Source organism: Cellulophaga omnivescoria (genome assembly GCF_027915275.1).
Taxonomy (GTDB): Bacteria; Bacteroidota; Bacteroidia; order Flavobacteriales; family Flavobacteriaceae; genus Cellulophaga; species Cellulophaga omnivescoria.
On record NZ_CP115819.1, the window covers coordinates 2,613,902 to 2,630,313 of the forward strand.

Below are 16,412 nucleotides of genomic sequence, written 5' to 3' on the forward strand. Positions count from 1 at the left end.
ATGAGTAAATTATCTAAATTAATATTAATATGTGTTTTAGCATTTAGCCATAGTTATGCATCTGAAATTATACATATTAAACATGCAGAAGGAGACATGTCTTATGCAGTAAGGCAGGCTATAGAAAATGCAAAGGATAAAGATATAGAGTTGGTTTTTGAAAAAGGTACCTATACTTTTTTAACCAAGTATGCATTGGGTAAATATTTATATGTAACCAACCATGGTAACGGATTTAAAAAAATCATTTTTAATTTTAATGGTTTTAATTCGGTTGTTATAAATGGTAATGGCGCCGAGTTTATTTTTAATGGACAAACTGCACCTTTTGTTTTTGAAGGGTGTAAAAAAATAGATATAAAAAATGTTACCCTAGATTGGGATATTCCTTTTAGTTTTCAGGGAGATGTTGTTGCTTTTAACAAAAAAGAGCATTGGTATGAGCTTAAGCCATATACCAAAGGTTTTTCATGGAAACTAGAAAAAGGAAGGGTTGTATTTCCCGGAATTAATAATTTTAATTTTTCATCATTAGGGAGTTCTCTCCCTCATAATAAAGAAACCAAAGCTGTAGATTATGGAGCTTGGGATGTATCATTAAATTCTAATTTTGTTGAAAAAAGAGAAAACGGAATTCTTCGATTTTATCAATACGACTTAAAAAAAATTCCAAGAGTTGGTAGTGTTTTACAGTCTAAAGGAGATAAAAAAAATAACCGTTATGCACCAGCATTTTTAGTGCGTAATTCTAAGGATATTGTATTTGATAATGTTGTAATTCATCACGCCTTAGGTATGGGTTTTTTGTTTGAAAGGTCAGAAAATATAAAAATACTAAACAGTGGTATTTATATAAAAGAAGGATCGGATCGTGTAATGTCTATAGTTGCAGACGCTACTCATTTTGCCAATTGTAAAGGTGATATTTTAATAGAAAATTGCCGTTTTGAGGGTATGTATGATGATGGAACAAACGTACACGGTACCTATGTAGAAGTTGACAAAATTATAAATTCTAAAACTGTACGCGTAGCATTAAAACACAACCAACAATATGGTTTTGAGTTTGCAGGTGTTGGAGATGAGGTTTGGTTTATAAAAGCACCAAGTCCTGCTAGAAAAGAAACCAATACTGTAACTAGGGTAAAGGTTATTAATGATTATTATACAGATCTTACGTTTAAAACTGATGTTGCCAAAGATCTTAAAGTTGGTGATGTTTTAGAAAACAAAACTTGGAACCCAAGTTTTACTATGCGTGGCAATACAATACAAGACCATAGGGCAAGAAATATAATTATAAAAACACCTAAAAAAATAGTAATAGAAAACAACAACCTATCTTCTATGATGTCTTCTATTATGTTACGTGGCGAAACATTTTATTGGTTTGAGTCTGGTAATGTAGAGGACGTAATTATAAAAAATAATCATTTTAAAGATTGTGCATATTCAGGATCAGAGCACGCAATTTTAAAAGTATCTCCTAGGTTAGGAGCTGCGTTTAGTGCAACAGATTTGTATGATAGAAACATTGTGTTTGAAAACAATACTATAGAAACTTTTGATAGTAGAATTGTTTGGGCAGACCGTGTAGATGGTTTAATTATAAAAAATAACACTATTAAACAAACTCAAACATTTAAACCATTGTTCCCAAACGCTTATATGTTTGATCTTATTAATTGTAACAATGTAGAAATTAAGAATAATACGTATAACGGTACAGTTACTAATGGTGTTAGGGCAGATGAAGCATCAAAAAAAACAGTAAGCGTAAAGAAAAATAAGGGGTTCACATATGAAAAATAGAAAAAGCTTATTGGTAGTGTTTTTGTTTGTTATTGTAACAGCAGTAAAAGCCCAATCTTTAGAAGATTTGGCAAAAACAAAAATGGTTGAGCTTAGTGCTTTAATGCAAAAAGCAAAAATGCAAGGTATAGATGTTTTAAAAGAAGAAACCACAATTAGAACAGCAGAAGTATTTTTAAAATATGCCAATTGGGATCAGCAGAATGTTAAGGCTAATAAAGATGCATTTTTACTTGTAAAAATTTATGAAAAAGATGCAGAAGAAATGGCTAATAAATTGCCAGATTTTGAGCGTGAAGACGTTATAAAAATGTTAGATGAGGCTACAGGCTACTTAAAGCTACTTATAAATAAGGAGGTGTTTAGAGCTCCAAGCCCTAAAATAGATTGGTCTAAAATAACAGTAAATAATGATGAGTTATTGTATAATAATAAACCTGTTTTTTTAGCGGACTATACTTGGAAACCTAATACAGCAGAACTAAATGAATACCACGGAAACCAAGATGGTTTTTTTATAACTCCGTCTTATGTTGTTAAAGAAGATGGCACTATAAATGCCTCTAAAAAACAAGAACTAAGTACTAAGCCAACAGGTAATGCAGGTTTTATATTTTTTAACCACAAAACAATGCCTAAATGGGCAAAAAAGAAGTACGGAGATAATTTTATTATGCGTACCAATACCTATACCGCTTATGATATAGATAACCCAGGAGCCATTGATGTACAAAAAAAATTAATAAAAGGGTTAGTGCCTACTATGGCAGGTAAAAATTATACTGCTTTGGGGTATATGTTGTGTAATGAACCTCATTTTTTCACACAAAAAACAGGTGAAAAACTAGCTTGGGCTTCTGGTCCTGTTTCTAATTTTACAATAGATAAATTTAAAGTATGGCTAAAAAGGAAACATAAATCTATAAAAGCATTAAACAGCTTATGGCACACTAATTTTAAAAACTTTAATAGCGTAGAAATACAAATACCAATAGACACAAGTTTAAGAGGTACACCTATATGGTATGATTGGTCTTTGTTTAATATGCATAGGGTTACAGAATGGTATACTTTTTTAAAAGAAGAAATTTTAAAGTATGATGCAGCAGCAAAAGTTCATTTAAAAATTATGCCAAATTTATGGACAGATAATAAAAGAGTACACGGTATAGATTTAGAGGCTTTAACAGATTTAAGCGGAATTATTGGTAACGATTCTGGTGCAGAAAATAACCATATGTGGGGACCAAAAGAGGAATGGGAGCACCATTATGCGCTTAATTGGAGAGAGCTTTGTATGGGGTTCGATTTTATGAAATCTGTGAGTCCGTCTAAACTAAATTTTAATTCTGAGTTACATTATTTATCTACAACAAAATCTAGAGATTTATACCAAGATCCTAAGTATGTAAGAGCAGCTTTTTGGTTGGCACATACCTATGGCATGACGGCAAGCCAAATATGGTACTGGCCTAGGGAAGCAAATGGAGCCATATCACAAAAAGCAATAAATGATAAAGGTTACGCAGGTAGTAACAATCAGCAACCTAGAGTAACTAATGAGGTAGCTACAACTTTAATAGATTTAAATACTTTTTCAGAACATATAATGGCTATGCAACGTATGCAAAAGCCGTTACGTATTTTTTATTCTAAAACATCTGCCATAAATAAAACAAAACATATGGATGATGTTTTTAAATTATACGAATCTCTTCATTTTAATGGGGTGTCTCTTGGTTTTGCAACTCAGGATATTCTTAACAAACAAAAACAAAAAAACTGGGAAGCTGTTTTAATTTATAAAACTCAATTTATCACATCAGAAGAACAAAAGGTATTACAAAATTACTTAGATAATGGAGGAACAATTTTTACAGACGCAGTTAGTCTTAAAAAAGATGAATATGGAAATGCTCTTCCTAAGCTTACACAAAGCAAAGGTGTTTTGGTTGTTTGTAATTCTTTGCAAGAGCTAAATACTAAAGCAATGAAGCATTTAGCAACTAACAATAAATTGCCGGAAGTAACAGTAACAGAAACAAATAAATTAGGGGTTAAAACCTGTGCTTGGAAGGTTATAAAGAATAAAGAAGGTAACCATATTTTATCTGTAGTTAACCTAGGTAAAACAGACGCAACTTTAAAAATAAAATTAAAAGATGCAAAAAAAACTGTTTGCAAAGACCTTTTAAAAGGCATAAAAGTAACAGCTAACCCAACACTAAAGCCTTACGAGGTTTTTTATGTAACTGTTTTAGAAGATAAATAATAGATATAATGAAGAATTTTAAAATTATAATATGTTTTCTACTTTATTTTGGTGCCGTAGGAGCGCAAGATAATGTTCAGGTTGTGCTACTAGCAGGGCAATCTAATATGGCAGGCGCAGGTAATTATGGTCTTTTAGATGCTATTACAAAAAATAGAATTGCAAAAGCATCCAAAACAGTATTGCTAAGTTTTAATGGAGCAGATGCCAAACCGTTATCGTATTACGATAATAAACCAACAGAAAAATACAATTTTAAAAAACGTTTTGGTCCAGAGCTTTTATTAGGCGTAACCTTAGCAGAAAAATACCCAAATAAGAAGTTTGTTCTTATAAAAAGGTCTAAAGGAGGTACTTCTTTATATGGCGCTTGGAGCCCTAATTGGTCTTTAGAAAAAAGTAAAGCTGTAGAAAAAGGAGAAGAAAAGCAACAAGCCAAATTGTATAGTATGCATATACAAGACATACAAAGAATAGTAACTTCAATAACCCAAAAAGGAAATACATATAATATTATGGGCTTATGTTGGATGCAAGGTGAAAATGATGCGGCTAAAGAGGTTGCTGCAAGGAGTTATAAAACAAACTTAAAAGAATTATACAATGCTTATAAAAAAGATTTAAACGTAGAAAAATTGCCCTTTGTTATAGGACAAATTAACTCAACCTATGGCAGGTTTAAAGAAGGTCCAGAAATGGTTAGACAAGCAATGGCAGATTTTTGTAAAGAAAATAATAGTGCTATTCTTTTAAAAACAACCACAAACAGAAAATGGAAAGATTACCCTAAGCATACAGACAATGTGCATTACAACGCAGAGGGCCAAAAACGTTTGGGTATTGCTTTTGGTAAAAAACTGATTGAATTAAATAAATAAGAAAAAATGAAAAAAATAATTTTATCACTTTATTTATTAGGGTTTATATGTTTATTTGGATGCAAATCTAAAGAGCAGATTGCTGTAAAAAAACCAAATATACTTTGGATAGTTGCAGAAGACTTGTCTCCATTTATGGGGTGTTATGGCGATTCTATTAATATTGGGCATACACCTATAATAGATAAATTTGCAAAAGACGGAGTATTATTTACTCGTGCATATGCCACAGCTCCAGTATGTTCTGCAAGTAGATCTGCCTTAATTACTGGTGTCATGCAAACAACTACAGGAACACATAACCATAGATCTAGCAGAACTACCGATGGAGAAGTTGTGCCAGAAGAACTTAGAATTAATTTACCAGAAGGAATGAAGACTATTCCGGAGTTAATGAAAGATGCTGGATATTTTGTTTTTAATTCTGGTAAAGACGATTATAATTTTCATTACAATCGTAAAGCCTTGTATGCAGTAGGTAATGAAAAGGATTATAAACCAGGAATGAACGGCTGGCAAGGAAACAAAGCAGTTAATTACATGTCTGTTACCGATGGAGTTTGGAGTGCAAGAAAAGATAAAAACCAACCATGGTTTGGACAGGTACAAATAATGGGAGGAAAAAAAGATGCTAAATATGTGCGCGATGGTGAAAAGCTGGCAGATAATGATGTGCCTCTGCCGCCTTATTTTCCGGATATTCCTTCGCAGAGAAAAGCTTGGACAGAACATTATAATGCCAATAGGGGATCTGATGTTACTGTAGAAAATATTTTAAAACAGTTGGAAAAAGATGGAGAATTAGAGAATACAATTATATTTTTCTTTTCCGATCACGGAAGTAATTCTTCTTTACGTCATAAACAATTTTGTTACGAAGGCGGAATGCTGGTACCATTAATGATTAAAGGTAACCATCCTGCAATAGATGCTGGTACAGTTAGTAACGACTTAGTTTCACTTTTAGATGTATCTGCAACTACCCTTGCTATGGGAGGAGTTTCTTTGCCAAAATATTTAGATGGGCAAGATTTATTCGCAAAAGATTACAATGCCCCAGAATATGTTATTGGAGCAAGAGATAGATGTGATTATACTATAGATAGGATAAGAACCGTAGTATCTAAAGACTTTAGATATATTCGTAATTATTTCCCAGAAAGACCAATGTTACAAGCGGGTTATAGAGATAATAAACCAATAGTAAAAGATTTTAAAAAACTACATAAAGAAGGTAAATTAACCCCATATCAAGAAGAACATTGGTTTGGTATACGCCCAAAGGAAGAGTTGTATAATTTAAAACAGGATCCGCACCAGATGAATAATTTAGCTGAAAAATTAGAATACGCAGCTGTTCTTGCAGAACACAGAACTGAATTAGAAAATTGGATACAAAATACAGACGATAAGGGGCAATACCCAGAAGATGTTAATCAGTTAAAAGCAACCTATAATTTATGGAAGGATAGACCAAGGTTTAGAGATGCTAAAGTAAATCCTGAATATGATCAATTTAAATTAAAATAATATATGATAGAGATACATTTAAAAAAAAATGTTTTTAGACATCCCATTGTAGCCTGCTTTTTTATTACCTTTTTAGCTTTTTCTTGCAAAGAAAAACCAGAAACTAAAGGCAAAGAGGTAGCACAACAAACAGAAGTTAAAAAACCAAACATAGTATTTATTCTGGTTGATGATTTAGGGTATGCAGATGTTGGTTTTAATGGGTCTACTTATTATGAAACCCCTAATTTAGATGCGCTTGCTAAAGAAAGTTTGGTATTAGATAATGCTTATATGTACCCAACGTGTTCACCATCTAGAACGGCAATTTTTACAGGTAAGCAATCTTTTAGAACAGGGGTGTATACTGTACCTGTTTTAGAAAAAGGTACAGCAGAAGAAAACATCTTTTCTAGGTGGACAGTGGGTAAGGAGCATACCATTTTTGCAGAGCCTTTAGCAGATGCTGGCTACAAGGCAATACACATAGGTAAATGGCACATTGTTGGGCCTTACCCAGAAAAAGAAAAGAAAATGACTTTCCCTATACAACAGAAACTGACACAACCAGATCCGGGAGATTATAGTTGGGTAGCAAAACATAAAACACCAGAAATACACCAATATTACCCAGAGGGTCGTGGTTTTATAAAAAACGTTGCAGGTACATACCGTGGAGACCCTGCTTTAGAACCAGGTGGCTATAAAAGTGTAGGTGGTGGTTATATAGCACCATTTAGCAATCCGTTTATAGAGCAAAAACCAACAGATGAATGGCTTACAGATAGGTTAACAGATGAAGCTATTGAGTTTATAGGAGATCATAAAAATGAACCTTTCTTTATTAATTTAGATTATTATGCGGTACACGCACCTGTTAGAAAACGTAATGAAGAACTATACCAAAAATACTTAAATAAAGAGGTAGACTCTATTACCGGACAAGGTATTGCAGAAAAAATAAAAAGAAAAGAACATTATGCAGGGTATGCATCTATGGTAGAGTCTGTAGATACTAATGTTGCCAGAATTGTTAAGTATTTAGATGATAACGGTCTTAGAGAAAATACAATGATAATTTTAACTTCAGATAACGGGTATAATGGCGGACAAAGTAAAAACGATTTACTACGTGGTGCTAAGGGGTATATTTATGAAGGCGGAATAAAAGTACCTGCACTGGTAAATTGGCCAGGTAAAGTACAGGCAAGAAGAAGTAAAGAAGCCATAACTGCGTTAGATTTTTTTCCTACGTTTTTAGATGTTGCAGGTATAAAAAATTATAACGGTGAGTTAGATGGTAATTCTATTACTCCAATGTTTACTAAAGACAATGAGCAATTTACAAATCGCCCTTTGTTTTGGCATATAGCTAGCCAATGGAAACACGGTACGTGTTCTGTAATTAGAAAAAACAACTACAAGTTAATTCAGTTTTTAGCAGATGGTAAGTTAGAGTTGTACAACTTAAACGCAGATCCGTCTGAGTCTACAAACTTAGTAGAAACCAATAAAGATATTGCCAATACAATGTTAGCAGAATTGGTACAATGGCGCAAACAAAATAAGGTTCCATTACCGCCTAATTCGGTTTTAGAGTTTTAAAATATTTTTATAGATAGATAAAAGTAAAACCTTGTTAAGGCAGTAAAATGCCATAACAAGGTTTTTTTTATTTGTTTAATAAAGCCTGAAACTTATCTACAAAAAGACCAACGTGGTAGCCATCTACTAGACCATGATGCGCGTGTATAGAAACAGACATTGTTTTAGTATTGTCTGTGGTCATTATTTTTCCAAAAGATATTTTAGGACAACTATCTGGGTATTTATAATTTCTAGCGTGAGACATACTAGTAAAGTTTAACCAAGGCAAAGCAGAAAAGTGTATAACGTTTATTTTATCTTCCTCCTCAGGAAACAAACTTGTAGATTCTTGTACTTTTTTAATTACTTTTTTAGCGTCTGCAATAAAACTAACTTCGTCTTTATTATAATTTATAAAAGAAAAGCCAAAGGTATTGTCTGGCCTATTTATAGTTGGTGATGCGTTAATGGTATCAAATAAATACACCTTATCATCTATAATTCTATATTTAAAATTTTCAATTTGGTTTGCAGCTTCTAATGCACGGTATAAATAATAAAGAAAAAACGAAGTATTGTTCTCTTTTGCTTTTTTGTATGCCAAAGTACAATCAACTGTAACTGTAATTCCAAAAAATGGTTCATCAAACTTTGAAAAAAAATTAAAGTGATCTTTTCTGTTCCAATTTTCAATCCTAACCAAAGTTTTACTCATATAAATAGTTTTTATCAAAAATAGTAAAGATAAAGGGAGTGAAGTGTATTGCTTAAAAAATAAACGTAAGTACTGAGAGGTACAATTAAATTACTGAGCAAAACATTTATTTTATACCTACTTAGTAAATTGTCCTAATAAATAATACATACCACATTTTAGCTTTATATAATGGAAAGAAGAAAGTTTTTTAAAACAAGTACAAAAGGAGTTTTAGCTGCAAGTATGTTACCTATAGTAGGGGAGCTAACAGCGCAAAATAAAAACACAGAAACTGTTGCAACTCCTAATTGGAATACCAATGCAGACGGACAACAATTTCATTTAAATAGGAAAAAAACAATTACTGCAGATGTTGTGGTTGTTGGTGCAGGTATGGCAGGTATATGTGCTGCAGTATCTTCTGCAAGAATGGGTAATAAAACAGTTTTAATACAAGATAGGCCAGTGCTTGGCGGTAATGCCTCTAGTGAAATTAGAGTTACTGTAAACGGAGTACAGAGTTTAAAAAACAAACATATTGTAGAAAGAGAAACAGGTGTTTTAGAAGAAATGCTTATAGAAAATTGGCATTTTAATGAGCAAGAGTCTTACCCTGTATGGGACCACGTTTTGTATGATTTTGTTACAAGACAAAACAATTTAGAATTATTTTTAAATACACAAGCTTATGACGTGGTTAAAAATGGAGATAAAATAAAATCTGTTTTTGCAAGACAAACCACTACAGAAATGGCATATACATTTAACGCAGATGTTTTTATAGATTCTTCTGGAGATGGTTTAATGGCTGCAATGGCTGGTGCGGAGTACAGAATTGGTAGAGAAGGCAAAGAGGAGTTTGGAGAGTCCTTTGCTCCAGATGTGCCAGACAATTGGGTAATGGGAGACTGTATTATGATGATTACAAAAGATATGGGTAGACCAATAAAGTTTAATCCGCCTTCTTACGCAATTCCTTTTGATGCAGAAACAGCTTTTAAAGACAAGCACCGTAAAATTAAACAAGTAAAAGAAGGTTTTTGGTGGGTAGAAATTGGTAGTAATAATGATATTATTGGAGAGAGAGAAGATATAAAACACAAATTACTAGCACGTTTTTACGGTGTTTGGGACCATATTAAAAATTCGGGTAATTTTCCTGAAGCAGAAAATATAGCTTTAGATTGGATAGGTTCTGTGCCAGGCCGTAGAGAGTCTCGAAGGTTTATGGGAGATTATATTTTAACCCAACCAGATATGGAAGAATACCGTCATTTTACAGATACTGTTGCCTATGGTGGCTGGTCTTTAGATGAGCATTGCCCTGGAGGAATAGAGAATTTAACCGAGCCAGCTAGTTATTTTCATTCTAGGTTTAAGCAGGTTTATGAAATTCCTTTTCGTTGTTTGTATTCTAAAAATATAAGTAATTTAATGTTAGCTGGGCGTAACGTAAGTGTATCACATATGGCATTATCATCATCCCGTATTATTGCTACTTGCGCTCTAATGGGGCAAGCAGTAGGTACGGCATCTGCATTGTGTATACAACATAAAGTTACACCTAGAGAAATAGGTAAAAAGTATATAAACGACTTGCAAGAACAGTTGTTAAGAGACGACTCTTACCTGCCAAACAGACCAGCAAATGATAAAAACGATAAAGCTAGGCAGGCAAGTGTAATTTTTGGTTCTTCTACAATATCTGGGGATGTAAAAAATTTAATTGATGGTGTTGGCAGAGATGAGGTAGAAAAAATACACCATTGGCAAGCAGACGGTTTACAAGCAGAATTGCAGTTAGAGTGGAAAAAGAATATAGACTTATCAGCTGTAGAGTTTAAGTTTGACACTAATTTGCAGCGTAAAATGATGATGCATAAGAATCCGGCTAAAAACAAAGGACAGGTTATTGGTATACCGCCAGAGCTGGTAAAATCTTTTAAAGTTGAAGCAAGAGAAAAAGGAAGCTGGAAAACCATTGCAGAGGTAACGGATAACAGAACACGTTTGGTAAAAGTTAATTTTAAAACCATAAAAACTAATGCAATACGTGTTACTTTTAATGATACCTATGGCGATCCTAATATTAAGCTTTTTGAAGTTCGTTGTTACTAATGTTTATAAGATATACCTACATAATTACGGTTGTTTTTTTAGCACTTTTATTTACCGATAAAAGTGCTAAAAGACACTTAGTACAATCTAATAACGAAATAAAGCACCATATAAAAGTTCATCATCCTGGTAAAGGGCAAAATAATATTGAAGATGCCGTACTTGTAGAAGTAAAAGGCAAAAACAACTTGCCAGTATCTTATTATATGGATGTAGAATCTGTTATTTGTTATGAGAACTTGTGTAAAATTGTTCCTGTCCGTATTATTTGGAACACCATTGGCGAGTATCAAAAATATGAATTAGCAAAAGGTGTAGCCTTAGAAAAGTATGAGAGAGAACCATATACAGAAGAGGATTATAGTAAAACGCAAAAAATACTTTTAGATGTTGACTCGCCTTTTAAGAGCATTAGAATTGATGAAATTTTAACCACTGTAAAATCTCATGATATTGTAGATGCTGTTGCTGGTGAAACTTTGTTAGAGTTAAATGAAGATGATACTGTAGATGGTGCATCTTTAACATGTTATACGCTTTGGCACTGGGCGCACGGCGCAGTAGTAGAAAAAATAAAAGAGGTTACGGCTTCTAATTTTTCAAGCAAAAATTATATTGCTTATTTAAATAGTGATAATCTTCAAAAACAATTGTTTGCATTAACGTATGTAAATCTTCAAAAAAAATACGAAAAAGATGTAGTAGCTGCGGTAACGCAAAACACATTAAAAAATAACAATCTAGTACGTAATGCTATTCTCTACGCAGAAAACGGAAGTGAAGATACCTATTTATCTACCTTAAAAACGTTTATAACCAAAGGAAATACTAAACTTAAAATAGCTGCATTAAACTCTTTGTTAAACGCTAATACTAGGTTAAATAGTAATTACGTAACAGATTTAAGTTTGGTAGTTAGTAAAAACATTACTTATTATGAAACAGCTTTGTTTTTACGTATACTACAACAAAACAAACAGGCAGTAACCAGTAATTTAATAAGTAACTTAATGCCTTTGTTACAAAAAGATATTGTAATCTCTAGAAATGTATATTGGTTTTTAAAAGGAGAGAACCTAACAACTTTACAACAAAAAGTACTTAATAATTTTGCTAAAAAACATAAAAACCAACTTTAAATAAAAAGAGTATGATTTCTTTATTAATCTGTGTGGTAATTCTTGTTGTTGGTTATTTTGTTTATGGTACCTATGTAGAAAAACAATTTGGTATAGATACAAACCGTAAAACGCCAGCTATAACCAAACAAGATGGTGTAGATTTTGTACCTCTTAAGTTGGGTAAAATATTTTTAATTCAGTTTTTAAACATAGCAGGTTTAGGTCCTATTTTTGGAGCAATATCTGGTGCGCTTTGGGGTCCAGTGGCTTTTTTATGGATTACTTTTGGGTGTATTTTTGGTGGCATTGTACATGATTACTTTTCCGGAATGTTATCTATACGTCATGGTGGGCAAAGTATACCAGAAATAGTAGGCAAGTATTTGGGCAATGGTGTAAAGCATTTTATGAGAATTTTTGCCGTAGTATTATTGGTTTTAGTAGGTGTAGTATTTGTAAAAGGACCAGCTAGTATACTACAAGAGCTTACAGGAGTTAGTGCAGCTACAATGGTTATAGTTATATTTTTATATTACATTTTAGCAACTATGATTCCTATAGACAAGCTAATTGGTAAAATATATCCTTTATTTGGACTTTGTTTACTGCTAATGGCTTTTGGGTTGTTTGGCGCCTTACTTTTTCAAGACTATACCATACCAGAGTTTAGTATTAGCACTTTACGCAATTTGCATTCTAACCCCGATACTTTTCCAGTTTTTCCGTTGGTATTTGTTACCATTGCTTGTGGTGCTATATCTGGTTTTCATGCAACGCAATCGCCATTAATGGCACGCTGTATATCTAATGAGGCAGATGGCAAAAAGGTATTTGCTGGTGCAATGGTTACAGAGGGTATTATAGCATTAATTTGGGCAGCCGTTTCTATGTCTTTTTTTGGAGGTGTTAGTCAGCTTGGAGAGGCAATGGCACAAGATGGCCATAATGCTGCTTGGGTGGTAAATATAATTTGTAATACTATGCTAGGTAAATTAGGTGGAATTTTAGCTGTATTTGGCGTAGTTGCTGCACCAATAACATCTGGTGATACAGCCTTTAGAAGCGCACGTTTAACCATAGCAGATTCGTTTAACATAAATCAGTCTAAATTATTAAAAAGACTTTTGGTAACTATTCCGCTTTTTGTAATAGCTATAATACTTACTAAAGTAGATTTTGCCATAATTTGGAGGTACTTTGGATGGTCTAATCAAGTAATGGCTACCGTTGTTTTATGGGCATCGGCCATGTATATGAAAAAACAAGGTAAAAAAACGTGGTTTATTATTTTTCCGGCAGCTTTTATGACAACAGTTGTAGTTACCTATATATTAGTTGCGCCAGAAGGTTTTAAGGTAAACTATACCATATCTTATAGTGTAGGTATATTGGTGTCACTACTTGTAACTATTTGGTTTTTATATACTAAAAAGTTACTTAGAACAACATAAATACTTATTGCTACAAATAAAATTTATGTATAGTGGTAACTAATTAATTTTTAGGTGTTTGTACTTAAGTAGACATCGTATTTACCATTGGCTACAAAAAAAAGTACAAAGACAATATCTTCGACAATGCAAATAACATCTAAATAACAATTGTTGTTTACAGATGTGTGATTTTTTAAACAGCTAAAACTTTAAAAAAAATGAAAAACCAATTTACATATATGCTAGTATTTATTATAATGCTAGGTACTGTACACGCACAAAACTTTACAACAGAGGGCAATGGCATACGCAATGCTATTGTTGCCAATAATAATAAAGACCAAATACTATATGTGTCTGAGTTAGATGGTGCTTTGGCTGCATACACACTTTCTGGAGAAAAAATATGGAGCAAACCTGCAATTAACCCAGCTGTAGTGTTTAATATAGTTGCAGCAGATATTACAAATAATGGTAAAGAAGAACTTATTGCAGCAAGTGCTAATGGTACTATTTATTGTTATACCAGTACTGGTAAACAATTGTGGAGTTATACACCTAAACATAAAGTGCGTTTTAGTGAAGTAGCTGTGGTAAATAACGGCAAGCCACAAATATTTGCAGGAGGTAACAACTATAATTTGTATGAGTTAAATGCAAAAGGAGAGTTAGTGTCTACTACCAAGATAGATGGTGTAGTACGTAAATTAATGGCTGGTAATTTTATAGAAAAAGACAAGCAAAGCCTTTTTGTAATGACCTATGTTCATGATAAATTTAGATGGGATTTTTTAGGATTTATAAACCCAGAAACCAAGCAAGTTATAAAACGCTTAGAGTATAAAGACAATAAACTTAAACAGTTTGGTAAAACTATGGTTACAGATTTTGCTGTGGCAGATATTAATAATGATGGTTTACATGATATTTTGTTTTTTGCAGATTTATCCTTTAAATCTTTTTTTATAGCCCTGGATAGCAATTTTAACACATTAGCAACATTTAATGGTAGTTCTAAAGATGCTCAGAGGTATGCACATAGTAAAGGAGCGTATTTGCCAAAAAGTAAACAAATTATGTTTCAGCACGGTAGTATAATTTATGTGCTAGATACCAAGGGTAATCTTGTAGCAAAAGAAGGCAAAAGATTTGCTGCAAAAGTGTATAGTGATATTACCTATATACCCAGCAAAAATAGCTTATTTGCTGCGGGCGAAGTAGATGGTGGCAATGCAGTTTATGTTTATAATTTAGACCATAAAAATTGGTGGAGCACAAAACAGCCAAAACAGGGCAGAATGTTAGAGGTAGAAAATAACCTAGCAAAACTATACCAACAAACGTTAGACTTTAAATTACCAGAATACCAGCAAAAATCTGACGAGGATTGGGTAATGATTACCTCTAAAAAAATTAATGAAGATGTAAAAAAGCTAACTGCAAATAATGTAAAATTTGTAATACAGAAATCGCCAAAAGAAAGTACAGAGCGCTCTGCAATGGTTAAAGCTATGGGTAAAATAGCCCTTAAAAAAGACAAACGTGGTAAATACCAAGACTCTAGAGAAGACATTGTGCAAATGGCAAGAGATTTTGAGGCAAAAAACCAACCATTTACGTTTTGGGCAGGCCACGGTAACGATCCTTTTTACATACAAATAGAAACACTAGAAAAAATATTAGAAGTTGCACCAACCACATGTTATGGTTTTGTATATGCAGAAATGGCTAATGTAGAAGATGCTAGAGTACAGTATTTTGTAAAAGAATATATGCCTAGATTGGCAAAAGCAATCAGAAAAAATAATAGAGCCAAATTGTATTTTAGGTACAAAAATATGTTTTGGGCAGCAACATCTCATTTGCCATTATGGAAAGAAATGTTTTTCTCTAATAAATACAACGATATTTTAGTGCCAGCCTCCGAGGATACCAGTAACAGAACTCAAGACCTTAATTTAGTCGGCCGCGTAGGTATGCAGTCTAGCGGATATGTAAACGATTTTGCTATGCGTTTAATAGATGATAACCCAACAAGTTGGCGACCACTTTCGCCAGGTGGTCAGCGTTCTATTTCTCCTTATTTAAGGCAAGGTACTTTAATGGCAGCTTATGGCGCAAGGTACGGTATAGTGTCAAACAACTCATTTACAGAAGAACCAGGTTTAAACATTTTATTTGCGTTAATGAAATCTGGTGTGTTACCCGTAGTAAAACCAGAAAATATAACCTCTATAGGTTCATGGCATTTAATACAAAACGTAGACGAAAAACTAATACACACCGTAGATACACACCATAATTTAAAACAATACAGCACAACAGATGATGATGCCGTATTTTCATATGCGCAAATGCATTGGGCAGGAGTAGACCTACCAGAACACGATTTTTCTAGCGTTGCCCTAGGCGTAAAATACAGATGGTTAAACTATATGCCAATTATGCCATACGGTATGGTAGCAGTAGCACCAGTAGAAGCCAAAACTACAATAGAAAAACTAAGCAAACCATATTTTGTATCTACAGCCAAAGTAGGTATTAAAGATGGCGTTAAAGTACCCGCAAAAGAGTTTGGTGCAGTTATAAAAGCAACAGTAGCAAAAGGTGCAAAGCAGTTACCAATTGTAGTCTCGGGTGCATCATGGAGTGCTATAAAATTAGATGACAACCACACACGTTTAATTTTAATAGACCCAAATTACATAAACCCACAAAACACAAAAGTTACCGTAACATTTGCGTACAAAACGCCCAAACAAATAGTAGATATTTTATCTAAAGAAGAGCTAACGGCAACCAACAATAAAATAGAAATAACAGTACCAGCAGGTGCTATGCGTTTTATAGACGTAGCGTATTAAGTGCCTAACATTTATTTATGTTCTCCTTTTATACTAGTACCTACAAACTAGTGTAAAAGGAGATTTTTTTTAAAACCGTGTACCGTAAACTATAACCCAATTACTACCAATTATAAATTAT

At 33.0% G+C, this 16,412-nt stretch carries 10 protein-coding genes; 9 read left to right on the forward strand and 1 reads right to left on the reverse strand.

Features of this window, described 5'->3' with window-relative positions; genetic code table 11:
* From PBN93_RS11700 to PBN93_RS11720, 5 genes are read left to right on the forward strand one after another with little or no spacing between them, the layout of a single operon-like run.
* Complete coding sequence (locus PBN93_RS11700) at positions 1-1,812, forward strand: right-handed parallel beta-helix repeat-containing protein (protein WP_077406363.1); 1,812 nt, start codon at positions 1-3, stop codon at positions 1,810-1,812.
* Positions 1,802-4,084, forward strand: coding sequence for a beta-galactosidase (locus tag PBN93_RS11705; RefSeq protein WP_077406366.1), 2,283 nt, complete (start codon positions 1,802-1,804; stop codon positions 4,082-4,084). Before PBN93_RS11700 ends, PBN93_RS11705 begins: the two co-directional genes overlap by 11 nt.
* 8 nt (positions 4,085-4,092) lie before the next feature.
* On the forward strand, positions 4,093-4,962 hold the full coding sequence (locus PBN93_RS11710) for a sialate O-acetylesterase (RefSeq protein ID WP_271080720.1): 870 nt from the start codon (positions 4,093-4,095) through the stop codon (positions 4,960-4,962).
* A gap of 6 nt (positions 4,963-4,968) precedes the next feature.
* Positions 4,969-6,492, forward strand: coding sequence for a sulfatase family protein (locus tag PBN93_RS11715; RefSeq protein WP_271080721.1), 1,524 nt, complete (start codon positions 4,969-4,971; stop codon positions 6,490-6,492).
* 3 nt (positions 6,493-6,495) lie between these two features.
* Positions 6,496-8,076 (forward strand): sulfatase, encoded by a 1,581-nt coding sequence (locus tag PBN93_RS11720; protein WP_271080722.1) that lies wholly within the window; start codon positions 6,496-6,498, stop codon positions 8,074-8,076.
* 67 nt (positions 8,077-8,143) lie between these two features.
* Here the strand turns inward: PBN93_RS11720 and PBN93_RS11725 are convergent, their stop codons facing one another.
* Entirely contained in the window at positions 8,144-8,773 is a 630-nt protein-coding gene (locus PBN93_RS11725; protein ID WP_271080723.1) for a chloramphenicol acetyltransferase, read from the reverse strand.
* A 171-nt stretch (positions 8,774-8,944) separates the two neighbouring features.
* On the opposite strand from PBN93_RS11725, the gene PBN93_RS11730 reads away from it, so the two are divergent.
* The 4 genes from PBN93_RS11730 to PBN93_RS11745 all read left to right on the forward strand — a co-directional run bounded on the left by PBN93_RS11730 (position 8,945) and on the right by PBN93_RS11745 (position 16,291).
* The gene (locus PBN93_RS11730; RefSeq protein ID WP_271080724.1) at positions 8,945-10,873 is read left to right on the forward strand and encodes an FAD-dependent oxidoreductase; all 1,929 of its coding nucleotides are present in this window, start codon (positions 8,945-8,947) and stop codon (positions 10,871-10,873) included.
* Positions 10,873-12,012, forward strand: a complete 1,140-nt coding sequence (locus PBN93_RS11735; RefSeq protein ID WP_271080725.1) for a hypothetical protein — start codon at positions 10,873-10,875, stop codon at positions 12,010-12,012. The genes PBN93_RS11730 and PBN93_RS11735 overlap by 1 nt, the downstream gene beginning before the upstream one ends.
* An 11-nt stretch (positions 12,013-12,023) precedes the next feature.
* Positions 12,024-13,445 (forward strand): carbon starvation CstA family protein, encoded by a 1,422-nt coding sequence (locus PBN93_RS11740; protein WP_271080726.1) that lies wholly within the window; start codon positions 12,024-12,026, stop codon positions 13,443-13,445.
* A 200-nt stretch (positions 13,446-13,645) separates the two neighbouring features.
* Positions 13,646-16,291 (forward strand): hypothetical protein, encoded by a 2,646-nt coding sequence (locus PBN93_RS11745; RefSeq protein ID WP_271080727.1) that lies wholly within the window; start codon positions 13,646-13,648, stop codon positions 16,289-16,291.
* Positions 16,292-16,412 lie beyond the last annotated feature (121 nt).